This is a genomic window from Stenotrophomonas sp. GQ19, assembly GCF_059758695.1.
Genome location: NZ_JCAXES010000002.1, coordinates 291,447 through 318,073 on the forward strand (window position 1 = coordinate 291,447; position 26,627 = coordinate 318,073).

The 26,627-nt window shown below is 68.2% G+C and carries 19 protein-coding genes; 10 read left to right on the forward strand and 9 right to left on the reverse strand.

Features of this window, described 5'->3' with window-relative positions; translation table 11 throughout:
* Positions 1-81 precede the first annotated feature (81 nt).
* On the forward strand, positions 82-954 hold the full coding sequence (locus AC6CHL_RS05400; protein ID WP_498293678.1) for a LysR family transcriptional regulator: 873 nt from the start codon (positions 82-84) through the stop codon (positions 952-954).
* Positions 955-1,135: 181 nt separating this feature from the next.
* Here the strand turns inward: AC6CHL_RS05400 and AC6CHL_RS05405 are convergent, their stop codons facing one another.
* Positions 1,136-2,992 carry an ABC-F family ATP-binding cassette domain-containing protein gene (locus AC6CHL_RS05405; protein WP_038686686.1) on the reverse strand — a complete coding sequence of 619 codons (1,857 nt, stop codon included), beginning with the start codon at positions 2,990-2,992 and terminating at the stop codon, positions 1,136-1,138.
* Positions 2,993-3,337: 345 nt separating this feature from the next.
* Between AC6CHL_RS05405 and AC6CHL_RS05410 the strand changes: the two genes are divergently transcribed.
* Together AC6CHL_RS05410 and ybaL are read left to right on the forward strand one after the other, a co-directional pair.
* The gene (locus AC6CHL_RS05410) at positions 3,338-5,731 is read left to right on the forward strand and encodes a TonB-dependent receptor plug domain-containing protein (RefSeq protein WP_038686684.1); all 2,394 of its coding nucleotides are present in this window, start codon (positions 3,338-3,340) and stop codon (positions 5,729-5,731) included.
* A 281-nt stretch (positions 5,732-6,012) separates the two neighbouring features.
* On the forward strand, positions 6,013-7,713 hold the full coding sequence (ybaL, locus tag AC6CHL_RS05415; RefSeq protein WP_448134246.1) for a YbaL family putative K(+) efflux transporter: 1,701 nt from the start codon (positions 6,013-6,015) through the stop codon (positions 7,711-7,713).
* 221 nt (positions 7,714-7,934) lie between these two features.
* Here the strand turns inward: ybaL and AC6CHL_RS05420 are convergent, their stop codons facing one another.
* The 3 genes from AC6CHL_RS05420 to clpB form a co-directional block, all read right to left on the reverse strand.
* Complete coding sequence (locus tag AC6CHL_RS05420; RefSeq protein ID WP_102100604.1) at positions 7,935-8,816, reverse strand: AraC family transcriptional regulator; 882 nt, start codon at positions 8,814-8,816, stop codon at positions 7,935-7,937.
* A 242-nt stretch (positions 8,817-9,058) separates the two neighbouring features.
* Positions 9,059-10,354 carry an O-acetylhomoserine aminocarboxypropyltransferase/cysteine synthase family protein gene (locus AC6CHL_RS05425; RefSeq protein WP_038686677.1) on the reverse strand — a complete coding sequence of 432 codons (1,296 nt, stop codon included), beginning with the start codon at positions 10,352-10,354 and terminating at the stop codon, positions 9,059-9,061.
* A 119-nt stretch (positions 10,355-10,473) separates the two neighbouring features.
* Positions 10,474-13,059, reverse strand: coding sequence for an ATP-dependent chaperone ClpB (gene clpB, locus AC6CHL_RS05430; protein ID WP_038686675.1), 2,586 nt, complete (start codon positions 13,057-13,059; stop codon positions 10,474-10,476).
* A gap of 183 nt (positions 13,060-13,242) precedes the next feature.
* Between clpB and AC6CHL_RS05435 the strand changes: the two genes are divergently transcribed.
* The 4 genes from AC6CHL_RS05435 (at position 13,243) to AC6CHL_RS05450 (ending at position 18,720) form a co-directional block, all read left to right on the forward strand.
* Entirely contained in the window at positions 13,243-13,737 is a 495-nt protein-coding gene (locus AC6CHL_RS05435) for a sigma-70 family RNA polymerase sigma factor (RefSeq protein WP_038686673.1), read from the forward strand.
* Positions 13,727-14,704, forward strand: coding sequence for a FecR domain-containing protein (locus tag AC6CHL_RS05440; RefSeq protein WP_498293681.1), 978 nt, complete (start codon positions 13,727-13,729; stop codon positions 14,702-14,704). The genes AC6CHL_RS05435 and AC6CHL_RS05440 overlap by 11 nt, the downstream gene beginning before the upstream one ends.
* A gap of 57 nt (positions 14,705-14,761) precedes the next feature.
* Positions 14,762-17,554: a secretin and TonB N-terminal domain-containing protein gene (locus tag AC6CHL_RS05445; RefSeq protein WP_498293683.1), complete on the forward strand. Its 2,793-nt coding sequence runs from the start codon at positions 14,762-14,764 to the stop codon at positions 17,552-17,554.
* A 152-nt stretch (positions 17,555-17,706) separates the two neighbouring features.
* On the forward strand, positions 17,707-18,720 hold the full coding sequence (locus AC6CHL_RS05450) for a cytochrome-c peroxidase (protein WP_498293684.1): 1,014 nt from the start codon (positions 17,707-17,709) through the stop codon (positions 18,718-18,720).
* 9 nt (positions 18,721-18,729) lie between these two features.
* Here the strand turns inward: AC6CHL_RS05450 and AC6CHL_RS05455 are convergent, their stop codons facing one another.
* Entirely contained in the window at positions 18,730-19,563 is an 834-nt protein-coding gene (locus tag AC6CHL_RS05455; protein WP_498293685.1) for a DUF3014 domain-containing protein, read from the reverse strand.
* 210 nt (positions 19,564-19,773) lie between these two features.
* On the opposite strand from AC6CHL_RS05455, the gene AC6CHL_RS05460 reads away from it, so the two are divergent.
* Positions 19,774-20,484, forward strand: a complete 711-nt coding sequence (locus AC6CHL_RS05460; protein ID WP_038691898.1) for a glutathione S-transferase — start codon at positions 19,774-19,776, stop codon at positions 20,482-20,484.
* An 80-nt stretch (positions 20,485-20,564) separates the two neighbouring features.
* Here AC6CHL_RS05460 and AC6CHL_RS05465 read toward each other — a convergent pair whose 3' ends face one another.
* Together AC6CHL_RS05465 and AC6CHL_RS05470 are read right to left on the reverse strand one after the other, a co-directional pair.
* Positions 20,565-22,175, reverse strand: coding sequence for a SulP family inorganic anion transporter (locus AC6CHL_RS05465; RefSeq protein ID WP_498293687.1), 1,611 nt, complete (start codon positions 22,173-22,175; stop codon positions 20,565-20,567).
* A 476-nt stretch (positions 22,176-22,651) separates the two neighbouring features.
* Positions 22,652-24,373 carry a thiamine pyrophosphate-dependent enzyme gene (locus AC6CHL_RS05470; RefSeq protein WP_428712579.1) on the reverse strand — a complete coding sequence of 574 codons (1,722 nt, stop codon included), beginning with the start codon at positions 24,371-24,373 and terminating at the stop codon, positions 22,652-22,654.
* Positions 24,374-24,448: 75 nt separating this feature from the next.
* On the opposite strand from AC6CHL_RS05470, the gene AC6CHL_RS05475 reads away from it, so the two are divergent.
* Both AC6CHL_RS05475 and AC6CHL_RS05480 read left to right on the forward strand, forming a co-directional pair.
* Positions 24,449-24,781 carry a hypothetical protein gene (locus AC6CHL_RS05475; RefSeq protein ID WP_498293688.1) on the forward strand — a complete coding sequence of 111 codons (333 nt, stop codon included), beginning with the start codon at positions 24,449-24,451 and terminating at the stop codon, positions 24,779-24,781.
* A gap of 15 nt (positions 24,782-24,796) precedes the next feature.
* Positions 24,797-25,108, forward strand: coding sequence for a hypothetical protein (locus tag AC6CHL_RS05480; RefSeq protein ID WP_498293689.1), 312 nt, complete (start codon positions 24,797-24,799; stop codon positions 25,106-25,108).
* Positions 25,109-25,115: 7 nt separating this feature from the next.
* On the opposite strand, the gene AC6CHL_RS05485 is transcribed toward AC6CHL_RS05480, so the two are convergent.
* The gene (locus AC6CHL_RS05485) at positions 25,116-25,973 is read right to left on the reverse strand and encodes an SH3 domain-containing protein (RefSeq protein ID WP_498293691.1); all 858 of its coding nucleotides are present in this window, start codon (positions 25,971-25,973) and stop codon (positions 25,116-25,118) included.
* A gap of 35 nt (positions 25,974-26,008) precedes the next feature.
* The gene (locus tag AC6CHL_RS05490; protein ID WP_448134260.1) at positions 26,009-26,491 is read right to left on the reverse strand and encodes a DUF3574 domain-containing protein; all 483 of its coding nucleotides are present in this window, start codon (positions 26,489-26,491) and stop codon (positions 26,009-26,011) included.
* Between the last annotated feature and the right edge of the window lie 136 nt (positions 26,492-26,627).

The following is a 26,627-nucleotide window of genomic DNA, read 5'->3' on the forward strand; positions in this document are numbered from 1 at the left end:
ACCGCCTCTGCATTCACTCCAGGCGGCATACGCGCCGCAGGAATGCGATGATCCCATCACTCCAGCTCACGGCTCCCCTGCATGCTCCGCCCCCAGTTGCCGCTCAATGCCCTGCGCGCCTTCGAGGCCGCCGCCCGCCACCAGAACTTCACCCGGGCCGCGCTGGAGCTGTGTGTCAGCCAAGCCGCGCTCAGCCACCAGATCCGGGCGCTGGAAGACCGGCTCGGGGTGTCGCTGTTCAATCGCCTGCCGCGCGGGGTGGCGCTTACCGATGAAGGCGCGCGGCTGTACCCGGTGCTCAACGAGGCCTTCGACCGCATCGCGGTGAGCCTGGACCGGTTCGTCGGGGGACACTTCCGCGACGTGCTCGGGGTCGGCGTGGTGGGCACGTTCGCCACCGGCTGGCTGCTGCCGCGGCTGGCCGATTTTTCCGCGCGCCATGCCGATATCGACCTGCGCGTGCAGACCCACAACAACCGCATCGACCTGGCCGGCGAAGGCCTGGACCTGGCGATCCGGTTCGGCGATGGCGACTGGCAGGGCCAGGTGAGCACGCCGGTGCTGGACGCTCCGTTCGCGCCGCTGTGCGCGCCGGCCCTGGCGCGTACGTTGCGCGACCCGCGCGACCTGGCCAACGTGGCGTTGCTGCGGTCGTACCGCAGTGACGAATGGCCGCGCTGGCTGCAAGCGGCGGGCGTGGCCGAGCTGGAAGCACGCGGCCCGGTGTTCGATTCGTCGCTGACGTTGGCCAGTGCAGCGGCGTCCGGTGCGGGCGTGGCGCTGCTGCCGTTGAAGATGTTCGAGCAGGACCTGGCGCAGGGACGATTGGTCCAGCCGTTCGCGCAGACGCTGGAGCTGGGGCGGTATTGGTTGACGCGCCTGCGCTCACGCGCCGAAAGCGATGCGGCGCGGCGGTTCCGGGAATGGTTGGAGGCGCAGGACGGCGCGGCGTGAATCCCGCGTAGAGCCGGGCTCTGCCCGGCTTGCCTGACGGAAAGGCGCACCCACCGGCGTCCCGTTTTTGCGCGTCCCGGTGAAGCAGCCGGGCAGAGCCCGGCTCTACGCGGCTTGCCCGATGCAGGCACCCGCCGGCACCGCTTGCCCGGTAGATGCCGACCGTTGGTCGGCATGCCGTTTACGCGTCCAGCAGTTCCATCCAGGTCTGCTCGGCCTTGCTGAGCAGCGTGGCGGTGGCCTCGCGGTCGCGGCCGAGCACGGCCATGCGGGTGCTGTCGGCGTAGTTGGACGGATCAGCCAGCTGCCGGTCCAGATCCGCCAGCAAGGCTTCCAGTTCGCCCACTTTGGCTTCGGCCGCAGCCAGCTTGTGCGGATTGACCGGCTTCTTCGGCGGCAGCGGCGGGGTCGGCGGCACCGGTTCCGGCGCGGCGGCGGCCATCTTCTGCTTGGTGCCCTGCGCGGCGGGACGGGAGCGCAGCCACGCCGCGTAGGCATCCAGGTCGCCGTCGAACGGCTCCACCACGCCATCGGCCACGCGCCAGAAGGTATCGCAGACCAGGCCGATCAGATGGCGGTCATGCGACACCATCACGATCGCGCCCTCGAAGTCGGCCAGCGCCTCGGCCAGCGCTTCGCGCATTTCCAGGTCAAGGTGGTTGGTCGGTTCGTCGAGCAGCAGCACGTTGGGCTGCTGGAAGGCGATCAGTGCCAGGGCCAGGCGCGCACGCTCGCCACCGGAGAACCCATCCACCGGCTCGAAGGCACGGTCACCGGCGAAATTCCACTTGCCGAGGAAGTCGCGGAACACCTGGTTCGGCGCATCGCGGTCCAGGTCGCGGAAGTGCTCCATCGGCGACTGGCCTTCGTGCAGCGACTCCACCGTGTGCTGGGCGAAGTAGCCGATGCGCAGGTCCGGGTGCGCGGCGCGCTCGCCGGTCAGCGGGGCGAGCTCGCCCACCAGGGTCTTCACCAGCGTGGTCTTGCCCGCGCCGTTGGGACCCAGCAGGCCGATGCGCTGGCCGGCTTCCAGGCCGAACCCCACGTTGTGCAGGATCACCGAATCGGCGCCGTAGCCGGCGTCGACGTGGTTGAGGCGGATCAGCGAGAACGGCAGCTTGGCCGGCGGCGAGAACTCGATGCGGAACTCGCGCTCGGCGCGCACCGCCTCGGTGCCGGCCAGCTTGGCCAGGCGCTTCATGCGGCTCTGCGCCTGGGCGGCCTTGCTGGCCTGCGCCTTGAAGCGGTCGATGAAGCTCTGCAGGTGGGCGCGCTCGGCTTGTTCCTTGTCGTGCGCGATCTGCTGCTGGCGCAGCTGCTCGGCGCGCTGGCGCTCGAAATCGGTGTAGCCGCCCGGGTACAGCTTGGCGCCACCACCATGCAGGTGCAGGGTGTGGGTGGCCACGTTGTCCAGGAACTCGCGGTCATGCGAGATCAGCAGCAGCGTGCCCGGGTACTTCAGCAGCCACTGTTCCAGCCAGAACACCGCGTCCAGATCCAGATGGTTGGTCGGCTCATCGAGCAGCAGCAGGTCGCTGGGCATCATCAGCGCGCGGGCCAGGTTCAGGCGCACGCGCCAGCCGCCGGAGAACGAGGACACCGCCCGCGAGTGGGTCTCGGCCGGGAAGCCCAAGCCATGCAGCAGCTTGCCGGCACGGGCTTCGGCGTCGTAGGCGCCGATCTCGGCCATCTTCTGGTGCGCGGTGGCCACCGCCTCCCAGTCTTCGCGCGCGGCGGCATCGGCCTCTTCGCGCATGACCGCGGCCACCTCGGTGTCGCCCTCCAGCACGAACTGCAGCGCCGGGTCGGGCAGCGACGGGGTTTCCTGGGCCACGCTGGCGATGCGGACCTTGCCGGGCAGGTCGACATCGCCCTTGTCGGCCTCCAGCTCGCCCTTCACGGCGGCAAACAGGCTGGACTTGCCGGCACCGTTGCGGCCGACCACGCCAACGCGGTACCCCGCGTGCAGGGTCAGGTCGACATTGGACAACAGCAGCCGCTCGCCACGGCGCAAGGCGAAGTTACGGAGGGAAATCATCTTGGGGGGTCCATATAACGGAATGGAATGTGCTGGTGAGCACCCTTCCTGCGACGTAATTCTAACGTTAACGAATACTTGACGCGCCCCGGGATGCGCAGCAGGCCTCGTTCCTCTCTCCCACGACCCTGCCTGCGCTTCCCCGGGACCCTGATGTCGGGCCCGCCAGTTCACGTAAATGGTTGCTTCTGCAACGTTTTTTGTAGATATGGCGGTTATTTGACAAGCGATGAATATCCCGTTAATTCCTTTATTGCGCACCGCAACACCCGCCTTCGCCGACCCGCTTCCTTCCGTCGAGATGTCGTTCCGGTGCCGCATCGTCCCTACCGGAGCCACGCCCTGATGAACCGCAAGACCAGTACGCTCGCCGCCGCCGTAGCTGTCGTGCTCGGTGTCTCCAGCTTCGCCGCCAGCGCCCAGGACACCCCTGCGCGCACCGCCGCCAACACGCTGGACACCATCATCGTCACCGGCACCCGGGTCGCCGACCGCACCGTGGCCGAGTCGCAGTCGCCGATCGACATCATCACCCCCGAGGCGCTGCAGTCCACCGGCACCACCGAGCTGGCCACCGCGCTGTCGCGGGCCCTGCCCTCGCTGAACTTCCCGCGCCCGGCCCTCACCGACGGCACCAGCGGCATCCGCCCGGCGCAGCTGCGCGGGCTGTCGCCGGACCAGGTGCTGGTACTGGTGAACGGCAAGCGCCGGCATACCTCGGCGCAGATCAACGTCAACGGCAGCATCGGCCGGGGCTCCTCGGCCGTGGACATCAACGCGATCCCGATCTCGGCGATCGAACGGGTGGAAGTGCTGCGCGATGGCGCCTCGGCCCAGTACGGCTCGGACGCGATCGCCGGCGTGGTCAACATCGTGCTGAAGGGCTCGTCCGCCGGGGGCAGCCTGGCCGTGGACGCGGGCCAGTACTCGGCCGGTGACGGCAACAAGTACCAGCTCTCCGGCGATGCCGGGATCGGCTTCGCCGACGGCCGCGGCAGCGTGCACGTGGCCGGACAGATCCTGCAGCAGGACGAGAGCAACCGTGCCGGCCCCTACCAGGGCACCACGCCGAACACCGGCAACTTCCCCGACATCGGCCAGACCACCTTCGTGGTCGGCGATCCGCGGGTGGACGCCACCGCCGCCTCGGTCAACGCCAGCTTCCAGTTCAGCGACCACGTGTCGGCCTACGCCACGGCGATGGCCAGCAACCGCGACATCACCTCGTTCGCGTTCTACCGCTCGCGCACCAACAGCGGCCAGGGCCCGTTGCTGGCGCAGACCTACCCGGACGGGTTCGTGCCGCAGATCAACCAGTACTCCAAGGACCGCTCGCTGGTGGCCGGGGTCAAGGGCAACACCGACAGCGGCTGGACCTGGGATGTGAGCGCCAACCACGGCGAGAACACCATCGATTTCCACACCCGCAACAGCATCAACTACAGCCTCGGCCTGCCCAGCCCGCGCTCGTTCTACGACGGTGCGCTGAAGTACACCCAGGACATCTTCAACGCCGACCTGACCAAGTCGCTGGACTGGGGCCTGGCCTACCCGGTCACGCTGTCCTTCGGCGGTGAGTACCGCCGCGAGAACTGGGAGCAGTCGGCCGGTGAAGCCAACGCGTACTTCGGCAGCGGCGCGCAGGGCTTCGGCGGCTTCACCCCGCTCAACGCGGTGGACGCCGACCGCCACAACTACGCGGTGTATGCCGGGCTGGAAGCCGACCTCACCGACAAGTTCTCGGCGGGCGTGACCGGCCGCTACGAGGACTACTCGGACTTCGGCGACAAGTTCTCCGGCAAGCTGTCGGCACGCTATGCGTTCACCGACAAGATCGCGCTGCGCGCCACCGCCTCGTCCGGCTTCCGCGCTCCGTCGCTGGCCCAGCAGAGCTACCAGGCGGTCACCAGCACGATCATCAACGGTGCCTTCGTCGAGCGCGGCACCTTCCCCACCACCAGTGCCGCCGCCCAGGCGCTGGGTGCCAGCCCGCTGAAGGCCGAAAGCTCCACCTCCTACAGCGTGGGCCTGGTGCTGCAGCCGATCGATCGCCTGTACCTGACGGTGGATGCGTACCAGATCGACATCGACGACCGCATCGTGCTGTCCACCAACATCACCACCAATGCCGCCGCCAATTCGCTGCTGGCCGGGTTGGGGCTGCCCGGTGTCACCGCGTTCTCGTACTTCACCAACGGCGTGGATACCCGCACCCGCGGCATCGATGCGGTGTCCAGCTACTCGATCCCGTTCAGCGCCAGCACGCTGGAACTGACCGCGGCTTACAGCTACAACGACACCGAGGTGAAGCAGTTCATCGCCTCGCCGCCGGTGTTCGGCACGCTGGGCATCACCCAGCCGCTGATCGGCCGCGACGAGATCGGCCGCATCGAAGACAGCTACCCGCGCAACAAGACCATCCTGAGCGGTACCTGGCGCAGCGACCATTGGGACCTGAACCTGGCGGCCACGCGCTACGGCAGCTTCACCGTGCGCAACTCGGCCACCGCGCTGCGTGACCAGACCTACGACGGCTCGTGGGTGCTGGACGCCTCGGTGAGCTACAAGCCCAGCGAGAACTGGGCCCTCACCCTGGGCGCGGACAACCTGCTGGACGAGTACCCCGACCGCACCGTGGACCTGCAGAACTCCACCTGGGGCATGCTGCCGTACAGCAACTACTCGCCGTACGGGTTCAACGGCGCCTACGTGTACGGCCGCATTACGTACAAGTGGTAACAGGGTAGTGCTGGCCGCCGGCCGGCAACCCCATGAAACCCCGGGCATCGCGTGGTTGCCGGCCAGCGGCCGGCACTACCGTCCCCATGCCCCGGTCCGCCGGGGCATGTGCGTTTTCGGCCCGCAACGGGGCGATTCCGCGCATTCATGCCTGTCATGCGCGTCTGTCCCGGACAGCACATCACCTGACCACGGGACATAGCAGCATTGCGGTCGCCGATGTTTGCTCGATACCACCGCATCGGTGAAAATCGGGACATCCCCTATTTCTGCGAGCCCCGATGCACCATGACACCGACCTGATCAACATCGTTGCCGTTGGCCTTGGGCTCGCCTTCATCTTCGGCGCGCTGGCCAACAAGCTGCGTTTGTCTCCCCTGGTCGGTTATCTGGTTGCGGGCATCTGCGTAGGACCGTTCACCCCCGGCTTCGTCGCCGACCAGGCGCTGGCCAACCAGCTGGCCGAGATCGGCGTGATGCTGCTGATGTTCGGGGTGGGCCTGCATTTTTCGCTGAAAGACCTGATGGCGGTCAAGGCGATCGCCATTCCCGGCGCGATCGGGCAGATCCTGGTGGCCACCCTGCTCGGCTGGGGGTTGGCGGCCTTGATGGGCTGGCCGGTCATCCATGGCGTGGTGTTCGGCTTCGCGTTGGCCACTGCCAGTACCGTGGTGCTGCTGCGCGCGATGGAAGAACGCCGCCTGCTGGAAACCCAGCGCGGCAAGATCGCGGTGGGCTGGCTGATCGTCGAGGACCTGGCCTGCGTCCTGGCACTGGTGATGATGCCGGTCCTGGCCGGCGTGTTCGGGCCGGACTCGGCCAATGAAACCCACACCCTCGGCAGCGTGCTGGCCAGCATCGGCTGGACATTCGTGCAGCTGGGGCTGTTCGTGGCGGTGATGCTGGTGGTCGGCCGCCGCGTGATTCCGTGGATCCTGGAGCGCATCGCCAGCACCGGCTCGCGCGAGCTGTTCACCCTGGCGGTACTGGCCATCGCGCTGGGCGTGGCGTTCGGCTCGGCGATGCTGTTCGGCGTGTCCTTCGCGCTGGGCGCGTTCTTCGCCGGCATGCTGCTCAACGAATCGGAGTTGAGCCACAAGGCCGCCAACGACTCGCTGCCGCTGCGCGATGCGTTCGCGGTGCTGTTCTTCGTCTCGGTGGGCATGTTGTTCAACCCGGCCATCCTGATCGAACACCCGTGGCAGGTGCTGGCCACCGCGGCGATCATCATGTTCGGCAAGTCCGCCGCCGCGTTCGTGATCGTGCGCGCGTTCGGCCACCCGACCGGCACCGCGCTGACCATCTCGGCCAGCCTGGCGCAGATCGGTGAGTTCGCCTTCATCATCGCCGGGCTCGGCGTGACCCTGAAGATCCTGCCGCCCACCGGCCAGGCGCTGGTGCTGGCCGGCGCGCTGATCTCGATCATGCTCAACCCGGTGGTGTTCGGCCTGCTCGACCGCTGGCTGCTCAAGCACCAGGAAACCACGCCGACCGCAGTGGAAATCGATTTGCCGCCGGGCCCGTCGCTGGACCTGCACGACCATGCCATCGTGATCGGCTACGGCCGCGTTGGCAGTGCGCTGGCCCAGGTGCTGCGTGACCGCGGCGTGCCGGTGCTGGTGATCGACGACAACAAGGAACACGTGGCCGAAGCCCACGCGGCCGGCCTGCCCGGCATCCGCGGCAGCGCCGCCTCGGACAAGGTGCTGGCCGAAGCCCACCCCGAGCGCGCGAAGATCGCGGTGCTGGCGATCCCGCAGCCGCTGGAAGCCGGTGAAACCCTGGCCAAGCTGCGCGCGCTCAACCCGGGCCTGACCCTGCTGGCCCGCGCGCACAGCGACGCCGAAGTGAAGCACCTGCTGGAGCACGGCGCCGACGGCACGGTGATGGCCGAGCGCGAACTGGCCTATTCGCTGGCCGAGATGGTCATGGCCACCCCGCCGTACCGCACCATGGGCAAGCACAGCATCCCGGTGGTGTAACGCCCTGCCATGCGGGACGCCGGCTGGGGTTTGGCATCGCGTGCAGCCACCCATGGGGTGGCTCTACCCCCGACGCGCCGATACACCAGACACCGCCGCACCGATGCGCCACGTATTGCCACATCGATGCGCCACGCATCACCCCGTCAACGCCCCCCGGCAGAGCCACCCCATGGGTGGCTGCTTTTCATTCCGGCCGCGCGTACCGGCCTTGTGTCTGGTCAGCGCACCGGCACGCAGATGTCCGCGCGCAGGATCGCCTCGGGCACGTCTTCGGGATCGTCCAGGTAGTGGTAGTACAGCGGCGCATCGCGCAGTGCGCGCCCGCTGTCGGGCAGCCACTGGCGCAGCAGGGCGTCGGTGGCCGCTTCCAACCCGGCGTAGCTGCCCACATGGCGCAGCACGGCGTATTCACCGCCACCCAGGGTCAGTGCGCGCAACGGCGCGGGGATGTCGGCCAAGGCGCGGCCAAAGCCCATGCCGCACTCGAACTCGCACGCATCGGCCGGCACATCGCGATGGTCGTTCAGCGCGATGCCCACCAGCGCCTGCAGGTGCTCGGCCAAGCCCTGTTCCGCGGCCCAGGCATACACCTGCCCGAACGCCTGGTCGAGGTCGTCGAAGGCGCCGCGCGTGCGCAATACCACCACGTCGAACGGCTCCAGCGCGGTCACCTGCACCTGCAGCGGGGGCGTGTCGTCGTTGCCGTCACCGGCCGGCAGCGACAGCCGTTGCTGCCAGTGCGCGCGCAGCGCCGCATCCTCGCGCAGCGCGCTGGGCGTGGCATCCACGGCCTGTCGGCAGGCCCGGGCCAATGCCTGCGGGCTTTCAAAGCCCACCTCCAGCGCCACCTCGGTCACCCGGCTGTCGGCGTGGGCCAGCAACTGCAGCGCGCGCAGCAGGCGAAGACGGGCCACGGTGCGCCCCGGGGTTTCGCCGGTCAGCGCACGGTACAGGCGATGAAAATGGAACGGCGACTGGTGCGCAATGGCGGCCAGCGCATCCAGATCGGGCAAGGGCTGGCCGCTACGCAGGCACTGCTGCAGGTGGGCGATCACACGGTCGATGCCGTGGCGCTGGCGTAGCTGGGCAATGCGGCTCATGACGGGCTCCGTGTCGGGGTGACGTCCAGCATGCGTCGGTGCCCGCCACGGCGCGTGGCCGATCTTGCGCAGTTTCAGGACCCGTCATCATCGGTGCCGAGCGTTGGTCGACACGCGCAACCAGTCTAGCCCGCGCCGCCGCCCCCGCGTGGCCAGCACGCGCCCCGGTCCGACAACGCACCTTCGGGGACGTCAAAAACCCCACGGCGGCCGGCCCGCACCGGCCGCCGTGGGCCCCACCTCTACGCCTTCGCCAACGCCTGCTGCAGGTCGGCCAGCAGGTCGTCGATATGTTCGATGCCGATCGACAGCCGCACGGTGTCCTCGCTGACCCCGGCCTTTTCCAGTTCGGCCGCATCCAGCTGCCGGTGGGTGGTCGAGGCCGGATGGGTCGCCAGCGACTTCGCATCGCCCAGGTTCACCAGCCGGGTGAACAACTGCAACGCATCCAGGAAGCGCGCGCCGGCCGCACGGCCGCCGGGCAGGCCGAAGGTGAGCACGCCCGAGCCGTGGCCGCGCAGGTACTTCTGCACCAGCGCATGCTCGGGGTGGTCCGGCAGCGCGGCATAGTTCACCCAGTCCACCTTGGCGTGGTCGCGCAGGAACGTGGCCACCGCCAGTGCATTGGCGTTGATCCGGTCCAGGCGCAGCGCCAGGGTCTCGATGCCCTGCAGGATCAGGAAGGAGTTGAATGGCGAGATCGCCGCGCCGGTGTTGCGCAGTGGCACCACACGTGCGCGGCCGATATAGGCGGCCGGACCCAGCGCCTCGGTGTAGACCACGCCGTGGTAGCTCACGTCCGGCTCGTTGAGCCGGCGGAAGCGCTGCTTGTGCTCGGCCCATGGGAAGCGGCCCGAATCGACGATGGCGCCGCCCAGGCTGGTGCCGTGGCCGCCGAGATACTTGGTCAGCGAGTGCACCACGATGTCCGCGCCGAAGTCGAACGAGCGCTGCAGATAAGGGGTGGCCACGGTGTTGTCCACGATCACCGGTACGCCGTGCGCGTGGGCGATCTTCGCCACCGCTTCGATATCGGTGATGTTGCCGCGCGGGTTGCCGATCGATTCGACGAAGACGGCCTTGGTGCGGTCGTCGATCAGGGCCGCGAACGCCTCGGGGTCGTTGTAGTCGGCAAACCGGGTCTGGATGCCGAACTGCGGCAGGGTATGCGCGAACAGGTTGTAGGTGCCGCCATACAGCGCACTGGAGGAGACGATGTTGTCGCCGGCTTCGGCGATGGTCTGGATCGCGTAGGTAATGGCCGCCTGCCCGGAGGCCAGCGCCAGCGCGCCGATACCGCCTTCGAGCGCGGCGATGCGCTGCTCCAGCACGTCGGTGGTGGGATTCATGATGCGGGTGTAGATGTTGCCCGGCACCTTCAGGTCGAACAGGTCCGCGCCGTGCTGGGTGTCATCGAAGGCGTAGGCCACGGTCTGGTAGATCGGCACCGCCACCGCGCGCGTCGTCGGGTCGGGTTTGTAGCCGCCGTGCACGGCGATGGTTTCCGCTTTCCATTCGGGACTGCCGTGCTCAGACATCGCGCCTCCTCCGGTTGAATGCCGACGATACCGAACAAAAAACCCCCGCCGGAGCGGGGGTTGATGGTCATGCAGCATGGCCTGAGCACGAACGGTTATCAGCAGGCCAAGGACGGGGCTCAGCCCTTGTTGAAGACCAGCTTGCCCTCGGCCGCATCAACCTGGATCACCTCGCCACTGGCGAACTCGCCGGACAGGATCTTCTGCGCCAGTGGGTTTTCCAGCTGCGACTGGATGGCGCGCTTGAGCGGCCGCGCCCCGTAGACCGGATCGAAGCCGACGTTACCCAGCAGCTGGAAGGCGTCGTCGCTGACCTCGATGCGCAGCCCGCGTTCGCTCAGGCGCTTCTCCAGGCCCTGCATCTGGATGCGGGCGATCTGCTTGATCTGCACCTTGTCCAGCGGATGGAACACCACGATGTCGTCCAGCCGGTTGATGAACTCCGGGCGGAAGTGCGCCTGCACCACGCCCATCACCGCGGCCTTCATCTGCGTGTAGGCCTCCGGCGTGTCGTCGCCACTCATGTCCTGGATCTGGTGCGAGCCCAGGTTGGAGGTCATCACGATGACCGTATTGCGGAAGTCCACCGTGCGGCCCTGGCCGTCGGTGAGGCGGCCGTCGTCAAGCACCTGCAACAGGATGTTGAACACATCCGGGTGCGCCTTCTCCACCTCATCCAGCAGGATCAGCGAATACGGACGGCGACGCACGGCCTCGGTGAGGTAGCCGCCTTCTTCGTAGCCCACATACCCCGGCGGCGCACCGATCAGGCGGGCGACGCTGTGCTTCTCCATGAACTCGCTCATGTCGATGCGGATCATCGCGTCGGTGCTGTCGAACAGGAACTCGGCCAGCGCCTTGCACAGCTCGGTCTTGCCCACGCCGGTGGGCCCGAGGAACAGGAACGAACCGCTGGGGCGATCCGGATCGGACAAGCCGGCACGCGAACGCCGCACCGCGTCGGACACGACCTTGATCGCCTCCTCCTGGCCCACTACGCGCTCATGCAGCATCTGCTCCATGCGCAGCAGCTTGTCGCGCTCGCCTTCCAGCATCCGGTTGACCGGAATGCCGGTCCAGCGCGACACCACTTCGGCGATTTCCTCGGCGGTGACCCGGTCCTGCACCAGCTTGAACTCGGTGGTCTCCACTTCCTGCGCCGCGGCCAGCTGCTTTTCCAGCTGCGGCAACTGGCCGTACTGGATCTCGCTCATGCGGCCGAAATCCTGGCGGCGCTGGGCAGACTCCAGCTCCAGCTTGGCGTGCTCGATCTGCTCCTTGATCTTCGTGGCCCCCTGCAGCGTGGCCTTCTCCGACTTCCAAATTTCATTGAGGTCGGAGAACTCACGCTCCAGCGCGTCGATGTCGCTTTCCAGGTCGGCCAGACGCTGGCGCGAGGCCTCGTCCTTTTCCTTCTTGAGCATTTCGCGCTGGATCTTCAGCTGGATCAGGCGCCGCTCCAGGCGGTCCAGCTCTTCGGGCTTGGAATCGATCTCCATGCGGATGCGCGAGGCGGCCTCGTCCATCAGGTCGATGGCCTTGTCGGGCAGCTGGCGGTCGGCGATGTAGCGGTGCGACAGCGTGGCGGCCGCCACGATCGCCGGGTCGGTGATTTCCACGCCATGGTGCACGGCGTACTTTTCCTTCAGCCCGCGCAGGATGGCGATGGTGTCTTCCACGCTGGGCTCGCCCACCAGCACCTTCTGGAAGCGGCGCTCCAGCGCGGCGTCCTTCTCGATGTACTTGCGGTACTCGTCCAGCGTGGTGGCGCCCACGCAATGCAGCTCACCGCGCGCAAGCGCCGGCTTGAGCATGTTGCCGGCATCCATCGCGCCATCGGCCTTGCCCGCGCCCACCATGGTGTGCAGCTCGTCGATGAACAGGATCACCTGCCCCTCGCTCTTGGCCAGGTCGTTGAGCACGCCCTTGAGGCGTTCTTCGAATTCACCGCGGAACTTGGCACCGGCAATCAACGCGCCCATGTCCAGCGACAGCACGCGCTTGCCGCGCAGGCCTTCGGGCACTTCGTCGTTGATGATGCGCTGGGCCAGGCCTTCCACGATCGCGGTTTTGCCCACGCCGGGTTCGCCGATCAGCACCGGGTTGTTCTTGGTCCGGCGCTGCAGCACCTGGATGGTGCGGCGGATTTCCTCGTCGCGCCCGATCACCGGGTCCAGCTTGCCGCTCTCGGCACGCGCGGTCAGGTCGATGGTGTACTTTTCCAGCGCCTGGCGCTGGTCTTCGGCATTCTCCGACTGCACGCTTTCGCCACCGCGGATCTTGTCAATCGCCGCGTCAATGCGGGTCTTGTCGGCACCGGCGGCGCGCAGCGCCATGCCCAGCGTGCCGCCGTCGTCCAGCGCCGCCAGCACGAACCACTCGCTGGCGATGAAGGCATCGCCGTGCTGCTGGGCCAGCTTGTCGGTGTTGTTGAGCAACCGGTTGAGGTCATTGCCGATCGACAGGTTGCCTTCCTGCCCGGACACCTTGGGCAGCGCATCCATCGCCTCGTTGAGGCGCTCGCGCAGCACCGGCACGTTGACCCCGGCCTGGGACAGCAGCGGGCGCGTGCTGCCGCCCTGCTGGTCCAGCAGCGCGGTGAATACGTGCACCGGTTCGATGATGTTGTGGTCGCGGCCCACGGCCAGCGACTGGGCGTCTGCCAGCGCCTGCTGGAAACGCGAGGTGAGCTTGTCCATCCGCATGGGGAATTCCTCTTTCATGTCATGGCCAGCGTGGCTGGCAGATGTAACGGATATGCGGTTGTCGCGCAGTGATTCAAGACAATCCGCGCTGGCAATACAGCCTCCGTATTGCCATACTTGCGAATCATTCTCATTCTTATCCAGTGACCGGCATCGCCGTGCCTGGCCTTCCGGGCGACTCCCATGCACCCACAACGCGAGATCGTCGGCGCCCTGTACCGGGACCATCGCCGCTGGCTGCAGGGCTGGCTGGGCGGTCGCGTGGGCTGCCGGGAAACCGCCGCCGATCTCACCCAGGACACCTTCGCGCGTCTGCTGCAGGACCGCGACCTGTCGGCCCTGCGCGAGCCGCGCGCCTTCCTGACCACGGTGGCGCGCGGGCTGGCGGCCAACTGGTTCCGGCGGCAGGCGCTGGAGCGGGCGTATCTGGAGCAGCTGGCATCCCTGCCCGACGCATGGGTCCCATCGCTGGAGGACCAGGCGCTGGTGCGCGAAGCGCTGCAACAGATCGACGCGATGCTCGACGCCCTGCCCGCCGCGGCCCGCCAGGTGTTCCTGCTGGCCCAGTTCGAGGGCCTGCGCTACGAGGCCATCGCGCAGCGCCTGCAGCTGTCGCTGAGTACCGTGAAGCGGCACATGAAGCGGGCGCTGGTGGGATGCCTTGCGCATGCCGGCTGATCCGGCCGCGGCCGACCCGGCTCTACCGGCGGCCGTGCTGGAGCAGGCCGCCGAGTGGCTGCTACGGCTGCACGACGACGACAGCACCCGCACCCGCGCTGCCTGCGCGCAGTGGTGCGCAGAGCACCCCGACCATGCGCGCGCGTGGCAGCGCGCGCAGCGGTTGCAGGCGCTGGTGGCGCAGGTGCCCTCCGGTTGGGCGCTGCCGGTGCTGGGCCGTTCGCGCGGCGGCGGCGGCCGCCGCCGTGCGGCGATCAAGCGCATCGGCCTGTGGCTGACCCTGGTTCCGGCCGGCTGGGCCGGCTGGCAGCTGGCCGTTCCCGGCGCACCCGGGCAGCGCGAACGTACCGCGGTCGGCCAGCGGCGTCTGCGGATCCTTCCCGATGGCAGCACCGTGCACCTGGACACCGACACCCAGCTGCAGGTGCAGTTCGATCCGCTGCAGCGACAACTGCAACTGGTACGCGGCCAGATCCTGGTGGAAACCGCGCCGGATCGGCAGTCGCCCGCGCGCCCCTTCCAGGTGGTCACCGCGCACGGGCAGATACGCGCCCTGGGCACGCGCTTCAACGTTCGACTCGATGACCAGCGCACCGAGCTGTCCCTGTATGCGGGCAGCCTCGAAATCCGCGCAGGTGGCAGCGACGCGTGGCGACTGCACGTCGGTGAGCAGGCCTGGTTCGATGCCGCCGGCGGGCATGCCGTCGCCGCACTGGATGACAGCGCCAGCGCGTGGGTCGAGGGCATGCTGGTGGCCGACGCCCGGCCGTTGGGAGAGGTGGTGGCCGAACTCGCCCGCCACCGCCGCGGCGTGCTGCGCTGCGACCCGCAGGTAGCGCTGCTGCCGGTGTCCGGCGCCTTTCCACTGGACGACAGCGACCGCAGCCTGGCCCTGCTGGAGGCAACGTACCCCGTGCGCGTGCAGCGCAGCCCGGGCGGCTGGTGGGTGCTGGTGGCGGCACGCTGACACTTTTTTCGATCTCACGGGGCAACACAGAGAACCCCTGCATTCCAGACCCCCACCATGACCCGATCTTCCCGCCTGCTGACCCTGAGCGCCCTGTCGCTGGCCGTGCTGTCCACGCCCATGCTGCACGCCGCTGCCGCCGATGCGCCGTCCACCTCCCCCGCCCTGCAACGCGTGGTGCCCCTGGGCCGGGCGCTGTCCACCTTCGCCAGCCAGCACGGCGTCGCACTTGCGTTCGATCCGGCGCTGACCGCCGGGCGGCGCGCGCCCTCCGTGCCGGCCAACCTGCCGCTGGAAGACGGCTTGGCGGCATTGCTGGCCGGCACCGGACTACGCGCCGTGCGGCGCGACGATGGCAGCTACACCCTGGAACAGCCCGCCCAGACCAGCCGAGGCGGCACCATGCCCGCGCTGAGGGTGGGCAGCACGGGCGCGTCCCTGTTCGGCGAAGGCATGTCGCTCGGCCAGGATTACGTGCAGGCCCAACCGGCCGGCAATGGCGACATCACCAGCCTGTTGAAGATCAACCCGGCGGTGCAGTTCGACAACGCGCAGCTGGGCAGTTTCAACCCGGGCGAGATCAGCCCCGCCGAGATCAGCATCAACGGTGCCAAGTTCTACCAGAACGCGTTCCTGGTGGATGGCGTGAGCTTCAACAACGACATCGACCCGGCCGCCGACGCTTCGCCCTACCGGCTGGACAGCGTCCCCGGCGGCGCGCAGGCCCTGGCGCTGGACACCCACCTGCTGGAGGACATCACGGTGCTCGACAGCAACATCTCGGCGGCCTATGGCGGCTTCAATGGCGGCGTGGTCGATGCGACTACGCGCCGCCCGAGCCGCACGCTGTCCGGCAGCGTGTCCACGCAGATGGCCCGTTCGGAATGGACGCGCTACCACCTCAACGGTGACATCGCCGACAGCTACAACAAGGCCTCCAGCTACAACGATGGCCAGCCGGAGTTCAAGAAGGAAATCACCCGCGCCACCCTGGAAGGCTACGTCACCGACACCGTCGGCCTGCTGGCCAGCGTGACCCGCAAGCGCTCCACCATTCCCAGCTATTTCTATTCCTCGCACCTGGTGGATACCTACGGCGCGCAGAAGGAAACCCAGCGTCGCGCCAGCGACAACGTCTTCGTCAAGGCCGTCTGGGAGGCCAGCGACCGGCTCGACCTGGACGCGAGCGTGACTTACGCGCCCAGTGAAAATCACTACTTCCGCTCCAACAGCGCCGACGGCGCGCTGGACATCGACAGCGGCGGTCTGCAGGCGCAGGTAAAGGCAAACTGGCAGGCCAACTGGGGCCGCCTGCAGCACCAGCTGAGCTGGAGCGACACCGAGCAGTCGCGGCAGGCCGACGCCAACGACTTCTACACCTGGCTGCACTCGGCGTCCAAACCGTGGGGCACCACGGCGTCGTCGACGCAGGGCGAGTACGGCAGCATCGAGCAGCAAAGTTCGCGGCTGCAGTACAAGGTGGATGCCAACGCCGATGCGTTTCAATGGCTGGGCATGACCCATCGGCTGTCGGCCGGCCTGCAGGTGGCGCACGAGCGCGTGTCCTTCGAGCGCCTGGAGGACGCAAGCTCCTACGTGGTGCCGGTACGCACCGACACCTGCACCAACCGCGCCGGTGTCACCGACACCGCCACCTGCTCGCTGGGCCTCACCGACACCGGCGCGGCCCGCACCACCGGGTGGCCGGGCCAGTACTTCAGCCAGCGCACCCGCTTTGCCGCCGGGCGCATCGGCTTCAACGTGGACAGCGGCGCCGCCTATCTGGAAGACGACATCCAGATCGGCGCGCTGCAACTGCGCCCGGGCCTGCGTGTCGACGCGGACAGCTACATGGACCAGACCACCGTGGCCCCGCGCCTGGCCGCCGCCTACCAGCTGCACGATGCCGGCAACACCCGCCTGCTGGCGGGCGCCAACCGCTACTACGGTCGCAATGCGGCCACCTGGCAGCTGCGCGATGGCGTCAACCGCCTGCGCTACAACAGCGAGCGGCGCAGCAGCCTGGACGCCGAATGGACGCTGGGCACCCAGGCCACCAACCAGGTGCGCTTCAACGAACTGAAGGTGGCCTACGACGACGAATGGATGCTGGGTGCGCAGCAGCAGTGGGGCGGTTTCGACGTGCTGTTCAAGTACGTCAACCGCACCGGTCGCGACCAGGTGATCCAGGTGCCCGGCCGTGACCTCGGCGCGCCGGCCGACGACCCCACCCTGTCCAACAGCTACACCACCTGGACCAACGACGGCCGCAGCCGCACCGACATCTACAGCCTGGTGATCAAACCGCTGCGCGCCCTGCGCTGGGGCAACACCTACACCACCGGCATGCTCGCCCTGGACTGGACCGACAGCCGCGCCTCCGCCCCGGATTACGAGAATGAAGACGGGCGCATGTACTACCTCGACCCGATCATCCGCTACCAGGGTGACTTCATGCGCTACCGCGACCGCCCGGCGGACAACTTCAACCGCCCGTGGACCGCGCGCCTGACCACGATGACGCGCATTCCCGCCGCCCACCTGACGGTGAGCAACTTCCTGCGCTACCGCGCCGCCTTCAGCGCCGTGGCCGACACCAACCTCAACACCGTGTACGAAGGCCAGTCGGTGGACATCTGGGAGGAACGCAGCTTCAGCCCCGCCCTCACCTGGGACCTGCGCCTGGCCTGGGAACTGCCGGTGGGTACGCGTGGCACGGTCTTCAGCAACGTGGATGTGTTCAACCTGCTCGATGCCAGCAACGTGAACGGCGTATCCAACGGCCCGGTGTCGGTGCCGTACTACGAGATGGGCCGTTCGTTCTGGGTCGAGGTGGGTTACCGGTTCTGAGTGCGACAACCGCCCGATCGAGCGTCCTGCACCGCTGGCTGCGCCGCCTGGCAGCCAGCGCTCTGTTGCTGTGCGTGCTGCCGGCGGGCGCCCAGCGCGACACGCCGCAGGCGCCGCCACCCGGCTGCGGGCCGGCGTTGCCAGACACGCCGATGCCCAGCGCCGTGTGCCTGCGCTATCGCTACACCCAACCCACCGCGCAGTGGCCGGCGCCGCACATCGACCCCGGCGTGGCCTGGCAGGAACTGGCCCCGCTCGGGCCACCACCGCAACCGCGCGACAATCCGTCCACGCCGGCCAAAGTCGCCCTGGGCCAGCGCCTGTTCAACGACCCGCGCCTGTCGCGCTCGGGCCAGATCGCCTGCGCGAGCTGCCACGAACGCGACCTCGGTTTCGCCGATGGTCGGCGCGTGTCGTTCGGCCACGACCGCCAGCCCGGCCGCCGCAATGCCCCCAGCGTGGCGATGGCCGGTTACGCGCACACGCTGTTTTGGGACGGTCGCGCAGCCACGCTGGAAGACCAGGCGCTGGAGCCGATCGCCGACCCGAAGGAAATGGCCTTCCATGCCGAGGATGCGGCTACGCGCGTGCGCGCCGATGCCGACTACCGCACAGCGTTTGCCGCGGTGTTCGGCGACGACCGCGTGGATACCCGCCAACTGGCGCAGGCCATCGCCGCGTTCGAGCGCAGCCTGGCCCCCTCCCGCAACCGTTTCGACCGCTTTCTCGGTGGCCAGTCCAGCGCCCTGGACGACGCGCAGCTGCGGGGTCTGCACCTGTTTCGCACGCGCGCCGGCTGCATGAACTGCCACAGCGGTCCCACACTGACCGACAACGGCTTCCACAACCTGGGCCTGCATTTCCACGGTCGCGCGCGCCAGGACCTGGGCCGCTATGAGGTGACCGCACACCCGGCCGACAGCGGCCGCTTCCGCACGCCCTCGTTGCGCGGCGTGGCCAACACCGCGCCTTACATGCACAACGGCCTGTTGCCGCGGCTGGACGGCGTGCTGGCGTTCTACAACGTGGGCGGTGGCAAACCGCGCGCGCCGGCAGGGGCTGCTGCCGACGCGTCGCCCTTCCCGCAACCGGACCCGCTGCTGCGCCCGCGCGGACTCAGCCGCCAGGAGCTGCAGGACCTGGAAGCGTTCCTGCGCGCCCTGTAGCGCGTGCGATCAGCCGCGGCTGATGGCCGCGCGGATCGCCCGCAGCTGCCGCTTCACTGCGTGCGCCTGCGCGGCGTCCATGCGCAGCAGCAGCGTCTGCCCCACCGAGCGTGACTGCAACGCAGGATCGACAAAGCGATAGCGGCCGCGCTCATCGCGCGTCACCGCCAACGGACGCGGCGGCTCCGGTGTCTGCAGCAGGTGGTCGATCACCGCCACCAACCGGTCGTTGAAGTAGGCGTTGGGCTGGCCCAGTTCGGCGTACGCCTGCTGCAGCAACGGGTAGACGCGCACATAGGCCTTACCCGCCGCAGCCGCGTCCAGCGCGGCAAACGCCTTCACGTAAGGGGCGTAGCGCGCAGCATTGGCCGCGGCGATGTGCAGCGTGCCATCCACCGTGTCGACCTGCAGGCTGCCGGGCAACGCACGCACCGCCATCGCGGGCGTTGGCACGCTGGGCTTGTCGAGGTTGTCGATATGGGTGACCACGCGCTGGACCAGATGGTCGCGCAGCAGCAGTGCCAGTGCGCCGTCGCCATTGAACAGCGCGCTCAGTGTGTCGAATACCGGGCCGTCGCTGTCGGCCAGCGTCGGCAGTGCCGGATCAGCCGCATCACGGGGATCGACCGGATGCTGGATGGGAGCCGGCGCCAGGGCTGCAGGTGATGCAGGAACGGGCGGTATCTTCGTAGCCGCGCCCTGTTGTACTGCCGGCGCCTGCACCGGCACCTGTATGTCATCAACAAGACCGCGCAGGGTGTCGCTGAACAACCACGTTCCCGCACCGCCGATGACCACCACACCCAACACCCATGGCCAGATCGCCTTTCCGCTCTTCTGCATGTTGCCGTACCTCGCGTTTCACGTGCCTGGACACCGTATGACCCCCGCCATCGGACGGGGTTCCCCGCGCACCTGCATGACCGCAGCGCGCGCGTTGTCACCGCATCATCCCGCAGGCGCGATGAACCGCTGCCACGTGAACCACCACACGCTCACGCCCGCTTTGCATGGGCACGCCGATGCTGTGCACTGTTCTTGTGGAGCACCGTGATGCATTACGAGCTTTACTACTGGACCGGCATCCAGGGCCGTGGCGAGTTCATCCGGCTGGCGCTGGAAGATGCCGGCGCGGCTTACACCGACATGGCGCGCGTGCATGGCGACGCGGTGATGCAGCCGTTCCTGCAGGGCAAGGAAGACGGCCTGCGCCCGTTCGCCCCGCCCTTTTTGAAGAGTGGCAGGCAGGTAGTGGCCCAGGTGGGCGCGATCCTCGACTACCTTGCGCCGGAGCTCGGCCTGGTGCCGGAGGCCGCCTCACGCCGGCAGCAGGCCCTGCAGCTGCAGCTGACCATCGCCGACCTGGTCGCCGAAGTGCACGACACCCACCACCCGATCTCCGCATCGACGTACTACGAAGACCAGAAGCGCGAAGCCAAGGCACGCGCCGAGGCAATGCGTGCCGAGCGGCTGCCGAAATTCCTGGGCTACTTCGAAGGCGTGCTGAAGGACAACGGCGAGCGCCATCCGCTGCGCGAGCATTCCTACGTGGACCTGTCGCTGTTCCAGCTGCTGAGCGGGCTGGACTACATGTTCCCGCGGCGCATGCAGGCGCTGTGGCCCACCGTGCCGTTGCTGCGCGCGCTCAAGGACCGGGTGGAACGGCGACCGAACATCGCCGCCTACCTGGCGTCCGACCGCCGGCTGGCGTTCAACACCAACGGCATCTTCCGCCATTACCCGGAACTGGACGGCGACCGGTAATCACGACCGTTGGTCGTGATTACCCTGCTGCGATTCCGCACCGACCAACGGTCGGTGCCTACCGGGTAGTGATCGGTAGATCACGACCGTTGGTCGTGATCCACGCGCGGCTGCTTCTGCAACGACAGCAGCGCCAGCAACCCGGCCAGTGCCACGTAGGCCCCGGCGAACTGCGACATGATGAGCTTCGGCAACCCCTCCAGCTGCCACGGCAGGTAGATGCCGCCGCGCGGGTCCACCGAGTGGATCAGCCCGAACAGGGTCAACGCCGCCGCCACCAGCAGGAACCCGGACGAGCGCAGCAACCTGCCATCGATCATCGCCACCACCGCGGCAATCCACAGCATCGAGGTGATGATGAAGCCGTTGCCCAGGGTGAAGATCACCGCCAGTTCCGGCAGGCCGTGCCCGTCCAGCGTGGTGGTCATCGCCGCCAGCTGCTCCGGCGCGATCCAGCCCGGTGCCTTGATCGCCAGCAGATAGGCCACCGAAGGCAGGAAGCCCAGCACCATCGCCCCGGCATGTTCGCGCGGGGTGGCCTGGAAGGCCTGGGTGGTGATGTCGATGGCCACGTACACGATGATCGGCGCCAGCACCGCCAGCGGCAGCCACTGCACCAGCCCGGAGATCACCCCGAGAATGCCGCCGATACCGACGAACAGGCCGGTCAGCAGCGTGTAGCCGCTGCGCGCGCCCATGTGCTTGTAGGCCGGCTGGCCGATGTAGGGGGTGGTCTGCGCCACGCCACCGCACAGCCCGGCCACCAGCGTTGCCACCGCTTCCACCAGCAGGATGTCGCGGGTGCGGTAATCGTCGCCGGCCGCGCGCGCGCTCTCGGACACATTGATGCCGCCCACCACCATCAGCAGGCCGAACGGCAGCAGCAGCGGCAGGTAGGTCATGGCCGTGGGCAGGCCGTCGATGAAGCCCAGCGTGGGCCACGGCAGCACCACCTGCGGCGGCGTCCAGGCCGGTACGTGGAAGCCCGGCGCACCCAACCCGGCCAGCCCCAGCCCGTAGTACAGGGCGGTGCCGAACACGAAGGCGACCAGCACGCCCGGCGCGCGGACCGGCAGCTTCCGCTTGGCGATCAGCACGTACAGCAGCAGGCCCAGGGTGACGAAGCCGACGACCGGCGAGCGCAGCGTTTCCAGCAGCGGCAGGAAGCCCATCAGCACGATGGCGATGCCGGCGATGGAGCCCAGCAGCGACGCGCGCGGCAGCGCGCGGGTGACCGCCTCGCCGAAGAAGGACAGGATCACCTTCAGCACGCCCATGATCACCAGCGAGGCCATGCCCAGCTGCCAGGTGGCAATCGCCGCGTCGTGCGGCGCCAGGCCCTGCGTCTTGAAGGCGATGAAGGCCGGACCCAGCACCAGCAGCGCCATGCCGATGCTGGTGGGCGCGTCCAGGCCGAGCGGCATCGCGGTGACATCGTCACGGCCGGTACGCGTGGCCAGCCGCCGCGCCATCCACGTATAGAGCACGTTGCCGACCAGCACGCCAAAGGCGGTGCCGGGGAACATGCGGCCGAACACCACGTCGGCCGGGAACTGGAAGATGCCGACCAGCGCCATCGCGATGAAGCCCAGGATCGACAGGTTGTCGACCACCAAGCCAAAGAAACCATTGAAATCGCCGGCAACGAACCAGCGGAGGGGTCCGGAGCGGACGGGAGCGGGGGCGGACATGCGCGGCACTGCCGTGGGGAGGGGGTAGCCGATGGTAGGGCCTCACCGCCGCCAGTAACAGGCGCATGGGTGGAACGCCGGGGGTGTACGCGTCAGCGCATACGCGCTGCCGCCCCGTGATCCAAGCGGCCATTGCATCCGGTAGTGCCGGCCGCTGGCCGGCTCCTCAGATGCATCCGGCGGTATCGGGAGCCGGCCAGCGGCCGGCACTACCTTGGTGGGTCCGACGGTGCCGGGAGCCGGCCAGCGGCCGGCACTACCGGGGTGGGTCCGACGGTGTCGGCAGCCAGCCAGCGCCGTTCCGACCAACGGTCGGCACCTACCCGGTAGGTCACCACGGTTGGTGGTGACGCCCGCCACCCCGGTAGATCACCACCGTTGGTGGTGACGCCCGCCACCCCGGTAGATCACCACCGTTGGTGGTGACGCCCGCCACCCCGGTAGGTCACCACCGTTGGTGGTGACCCTCCACGGGCTCAGGGCTTGTTGAGGAAATTGTTCGCCAGCAGATCACGCACGTCGCCCACCCGCCCGCTCAGCAACGCCTTGGCCGCATACAGCGCGGTGCCGGCCACCTGCTTCGCTTCCACCTGGGGCGGCATTACCAGCTCGGTCGGGCTGGTGTGCACGTCCAGCAGCGCCGGGCCCGGATGGGCCAGGAAATCCTTCACCGCCTGCTCCAGGTCTTCCGAGCGGGTCACAGTGCGCCCGTAGAAGCCGATCACCTCGGCCAGGCGGCCGAAATCGGGGTTCTTCAGGTCGGTGTAGTTGTCCAGCAGGCCTTCCACCTTCTGCTCCAGCTCCACGAAGTTCAGCGAGCTGTTGTTGTAGACCACCACCTTGATCGGCAGGTTTTCCTGCACGGCGGTGAGCAGGTCGCCCAGCAGCATCGCAATGCCGCCATCGCCCGACAGCGAGATCACCTGCCGGCCCGGATACGCCTTCTGCAGGCCCAGCGCCTGCGGCATCGCATTGGCCATCGTGCCGTGCAGCAGGCTGGTCAGGGTGCGGCGGCGCCCGTTGGTGCGGATATGGCGCAGGATCCACACCATCGGCGAGCCACCGTCGGCGGTGAACAGTGCATCGTCGTTGGCGTGGCGGTTGATCAAGGCGGTGAGGTGCTGCGGATGGATGAGTTCGCCCTCGCCCGGCTGCTCTTCCTTCTCGCGCGTGGCCAGCGCCTTTTCGCGGTGTTCGATGCACTCGTCCAGGAAGCTGCGGTCCTGGCGCGGGGGCAGCATCGGCAGCAGGGCGTCCAGGGTCGGGCCAATGTCGCCCACCACGCCCAGGGTGACCGGGTGGCGGCGGCCGAGGTGGCTGCCATCGCGGTCGACCTGGATCAGCGTGGCCTTGTCCGGGTAGTACTGGCCCCAGGCAAAATCGGCGCCGAGCAGCAGCAGCGTGTCGCAGGCCATCAGCGTGTGGTAGCCCGATTCGATCCCGAAGATGCCGGTCATGCCCATGTTGTAGGGGTTGTCATGCTCGACGAAATCCTTGGCCCGCGAGGTGTGTGCGATCGGCGCCTGCAGCCGCTCGCCCAGCGCCACCAGCGCGTCGTGCGCATGCTCGCAGCCGGCCCCGGCGTAGATGCCCACGCGCTTGCCGTCACCGATCAAGGCCGCGATGCGCTGCAGCTCGTCATCGCTGGGGCGCAGCACCGGCTGGGTGTGGTGCACCGAGAACGGCACGTCGTGCTTGACCATCGCTTCGCTGATGTCGGCCGGCAGGATCACCACCGCCACGCCGCGCCGGCTGATGGCCGCCTGGCAGGCCAGCGCCACCACGCGGCGCGCCTGTTCGGGGCTGTGCACCTGCTCGCAGAACACGCTGCAGCTGGCATACACCGCCTTGAAATCGACCTCCTGCGGAAACTCCATGCCCAGCTCGGCAGTAACCACCTGGCTGGCAATGAGCACCATCGGCGCGCGGTTGCGGTTGGTCTCGAATACACCATTGATGAAGTGCAGCCCGCCCGGCCCGCACGAACCAGCGCAGGCGGTGAGCTGCCCGCTGATCAGCGATTCGGCGCCGGCGGCGAACGCGGCCACTTCCTCGTGGCGCATGTGCACCCACTCGATATCGCTGTGGTGGATGGCATCGGTGACGTAGTTGAGGGTGTCGCCGACGATGCCGTAACAATGACGGACACCGGCAGCCTGCAGGGTTTCAACCACGATCTCGGCAACGCGCTTGCTCATGGGGGAACAGCCTTGGACGGGGGACCCCCAGCCTAGCCAGCCGCAGGTGATCTTCCTGTAGGCAGGTGACGTGAAATGCCTATACATTGGCTGGCCCGTTCACTGGCCTTCAGGCTCATGCAGATTGCGCTGCGCTGCGCCACCACGCAGCAGTTCCTGTCCTTCCATGAGCAGCAGTGGCTGCACGCCATCGACCCGGCGGCACACCCGTGGCTGGCGCAGCTGCTGCGTGCACCCCGCGGTGGTATCGCGCCCGATGACCTGCCCGCCGCGATGGACGCGCTGCTGGTCTGCATGGCCGGCCAGGATCCCGCCGATACGGTGGTCCGCCGCAGCGGACTGCGGCTGTTGCTGTGGCTGGCCACCGGCCAGCGCCAAGGCCAGCCGGTGAGCTGGCAGCACCGGTGAGACGAGGAGGCACGCATGGCATTTGACCTGTACCTGGACGACGCCGGGCCGCGCATGCGGCATGCCTGGATCGACACCCACGAAGAGGCCATTCTCAGCCCCGACACCAGCCGCTACCCGCAGCTGAGCCGGCTACAGCAGGAGTTTTACGGCGCGCCGCGTATTTCGCCGGGACAGGCCGCCGCGCTGGTGCAGGAAGTGATCGACCGGCTGCTGGAAGCACCCGATGGCGCGGTGGGGCCGTTGGCCGAGGTGGGCCTGCGCCTGATCCTGCTGTTCGACCAGGCGCAGCGCCACGGCCTGCATATCCAGTGCGAGGGCGACTGAGCGTGGCTCAGGGGTTGGCGTTGACCCAGCCCAGAATCTCGCCCCGGGTCGGGTTGGCGTAGCGCACCTTCACCCAGCCGTCCTTCTCGTCCAGCAGTTCCACCCGGTCCTCGCGCACCAGATAGCGGCGGGTGGCGGTGTCGCCGGGACGGGCGTACAGCGGCAGCCGCGCCGGCACCACCTGGCCACTGAAGGCCAGCAATCGCCGGTCACTACGCGGTGCCACCAGCCCGTCGGAGATCGCGGTTTCCAGCACCTTGCCGGCAGGGTCATACGTGCTCCAGACCGCCATCGGGCCACTGTCGGCGGTCTGCTTGACGAAGATCGTCGCCTCCAGCGCGTCGCCCAGCATCAGCGTGCGCTCGGCGCGGTACAGGTAGAGGCCCCCGTCGTGGTAACGGTACTGGTCCACGTACCACATCGGGCCACTGCGGCAGCTGCTGCTCAGGGTGCGGTTGGCCGCGTCCACGTCCAGCCCCATCAACCCACCGCATTGTTCGTGCGAACTGGCGGGTAGTGCCAGTGGCACGAACCGCGCCTGCGGGATGTCGAACCGGTAGACGGCCACCGCTTCGTTGACCTGCCCCACCGAAGCACGCGCCACCAGCTCGGGACGGCCATCGAAATCGACGTCCAGCTGGCTCAGGCGCGCGCCGCCGTCGGCATCGGCCACGCCGTCCAGCCGCTGTTGGCGGCCTGACGGCAGCAGCAGCGCCAGGGTGCCCTGCGCTTCCACCCGCGCGGTGGCCACCTGGTCCGGCCCGACCACCATGCGCAGCACCGGGTCATCGGCGGCCGCCGACACACCCATCCACAGCAGCGCGGCGCACAGCACCGCGTAACGCCTGCCCTTGACCTTGTTCATCGCTGCATCCTGCCGCGCCACGCGGGCGCCTTGGATCAGAACGATACTTCAACCGCCTGCTGCGCCCACAGCACCGACTGGTGGCCGGTGGCCTGCTTCCACGCCAAGCGGATCGCCTCGATATCGGCACGCCGCTGCGGCGTGTTCTCGTGCAGCACCACCAGCACCTTGGTGCGCAGGCGATTGGGTTCGGCCGCGCCGCGGAACAGCCACTGACCGTAGGCATCGAACACGGTCAGGCCGTCCGGGAAGCGCGGGGTGACCTGCTTGTCCAGGAAGGCGCGCCACTGCGCCTCGGTGATCGCATCGGTCTGCTTGCGCTCGGAGGCGCCGCTTTCCTCGCCCACGCCGAAATAGAGCTCGCTGCGCACCCAGCCGGCGGCGGCGTCGGGGCGCGCGGCATCGCCCTGCAGGGTGGCGGTGGCGGGCGTCGGCGCAACCGGCTTGGCGGCGGGTGCGGCGGTGGCGCAACCGCTGGCGGCCAGCACAAGGGCGAACAGAAGGGCATGGGACTTCATCAAACACTCCAAAAACAGGCTTGCAGAGGGGAGGAAGCGTGCAGGACATCCGGTTCCCGTGCAGATCACCAACGGCTATCTGCTGATGCCCTTTGCGATGGGACTTGCATCCCATGGGGTCATCACGCCAAGATAA

What these genes read in the sequence shown, in the direction of transcription:
- AC6CHL_RS05460 (WP_038691898.1), top strand. Translation starts at nt 19,774, where the DNA reads ATGCATTACGAGCTTTACTACTGGACCGGCATCCAGGGCCGTGGCGAG.
- AC6CHL_RS05400 (WP_498293678.1), top strand. Translation starts at nt 82, where the DNA reads ATGCTCCGCCCCCAGTTGCCGCTCAATGCCCTGCGCGCCTTCGAGGCC.
- AC6CHL_RS05490 (WP_448134260.1), bottom strand. Translation starts at nt 26,491, where the DNA reads ATGAAGTCCCATGCCCTTCTGTTCGCCCTTGTGCTGGCCGCCAGCGGT.
- AC6CHL_RS05405 (WP_038686686.1), bottom strand. Translation starts at nt 2,992, where the DNA reads ATGATTTCCCTCCGTAACTTCGCCTTGCGCCGTGGCGAGCGGCTGCTG.
- clpB (WP_038686675.1), bottom strand. Translation starts at nt 13,059, where the DNA reads ATGCGGATGGACAAGCTCACCTCGCGTTTCCAGCAGGCGCTGGCAGAC.
- AC6CHL_RS05475 (WP_498293688.1), top strand. Translation starts at nt 24,449, where the DNA reads ATGCCTATACATTGGCTGGCCCGTTCACTGGCCTTCAGGCTCATGCAG.
- AC6CHL_RS05445 (WP_498293683.1), top strand. Translation starts at nt 14,762, where the DNA reads ATGACCCGATCTTCCCGCCTGCTGACCCTGAGCGCCCTGTCGCTGGCC.
- AC6CHL_RS05450 (WP_498293684.1), top strand. Translation starts at nt 17,707, where the DNA reads ATGCCCAGCGCCGTGTGCCTGCGCTATCGCTACACCCAACCCACCGCG.
- AC6CHL_RS05480 (WP_498293689.1), top strand. Translation starts at nt 24,797, where the DNA reads ATGGCATTTGACCTGTACCTGGACGACGCCGGGCCGCGCATGCGGCAT.
- AC6CHL_RS05435 (WP_038686673.1), top strand. Translation starts at nt 13,243, where the DNA reads ATGCACCCACAACGCGAGATCGTCGGCGCCCTGTACCGGGACCATCGC.
- AC6CHL_RS05485 (WP_498293691.1), bottom strand. Translation starts at nt 25,973, where the DNA reads ATGAACAAGGTCAAGGGCAGGCGTTACGCGGTGCTGTGCGCCGCGCTG.
- AC6CHL_RS05465 (WP_498293687.1), bottom strand. Translation starts at nt 22,175, where the DNA reads ATGTCCGCCCCCGCTCCCGTCCGCTCCGGACCCCTCCGCTGGTTCGTT.
- AC6CHL_RS05440 (WP_498293681.1), top strand. Translation starts at nt 13,727, where the DNA reads ATGCCGGCTGATCCGGCCGCGGCCGACCCGGCTCTACCGGCGGCCGTG.
- AC6CHL_RS05470 (WP_428712579.1), bottom strand. Translation starts at nt 24,373, where the DNA reads ATGAGCAAGCGCGTTGCCGAGATCGTGGTTGAAACCCTGCAGGCTGCC.
- AC6CHL_RS05420 (WP_102100604.1), bottom strand. Translation starts at nt 8,816, where the DNA reads ATGAGCCGCATTGCCCAGCTACGCCAGCGCCACGGCATCGACCGTGTG.
- AC6CHL_RS05455 (WP_498293685.1), bottom strand. Translation starts at nt 19,563, where the DNA reads ATGCAGAAGAGCGGAAAGGCGATCTGGCCATGGGTGTTGGGTGTGGTG.
- AC6CHL_RS05425 (WP_038686677.1), bottom strand. Translation starts at nt 10,354, where the DNA reads ATGTCTGAGCACGGCAGTCCCGAATGGAAAGCGGAAACCATCGCCGTG.
- ybaL (WP_448134246.1), top strand. Translation starts at nt 6,013, where the DNA reads ATGCACCATGACACCGACCTGATCAACATCGTTGCCGTTGGCCTTGGG.
- AC6CHL_RS05410 (WP_038686684.1), top strand. Translation starts at nt 3,338, where the DNA reads ATGAACCGCAAGACCAGTACGCTCGCCGCCGCCGTAGCTGTCGTGCTC.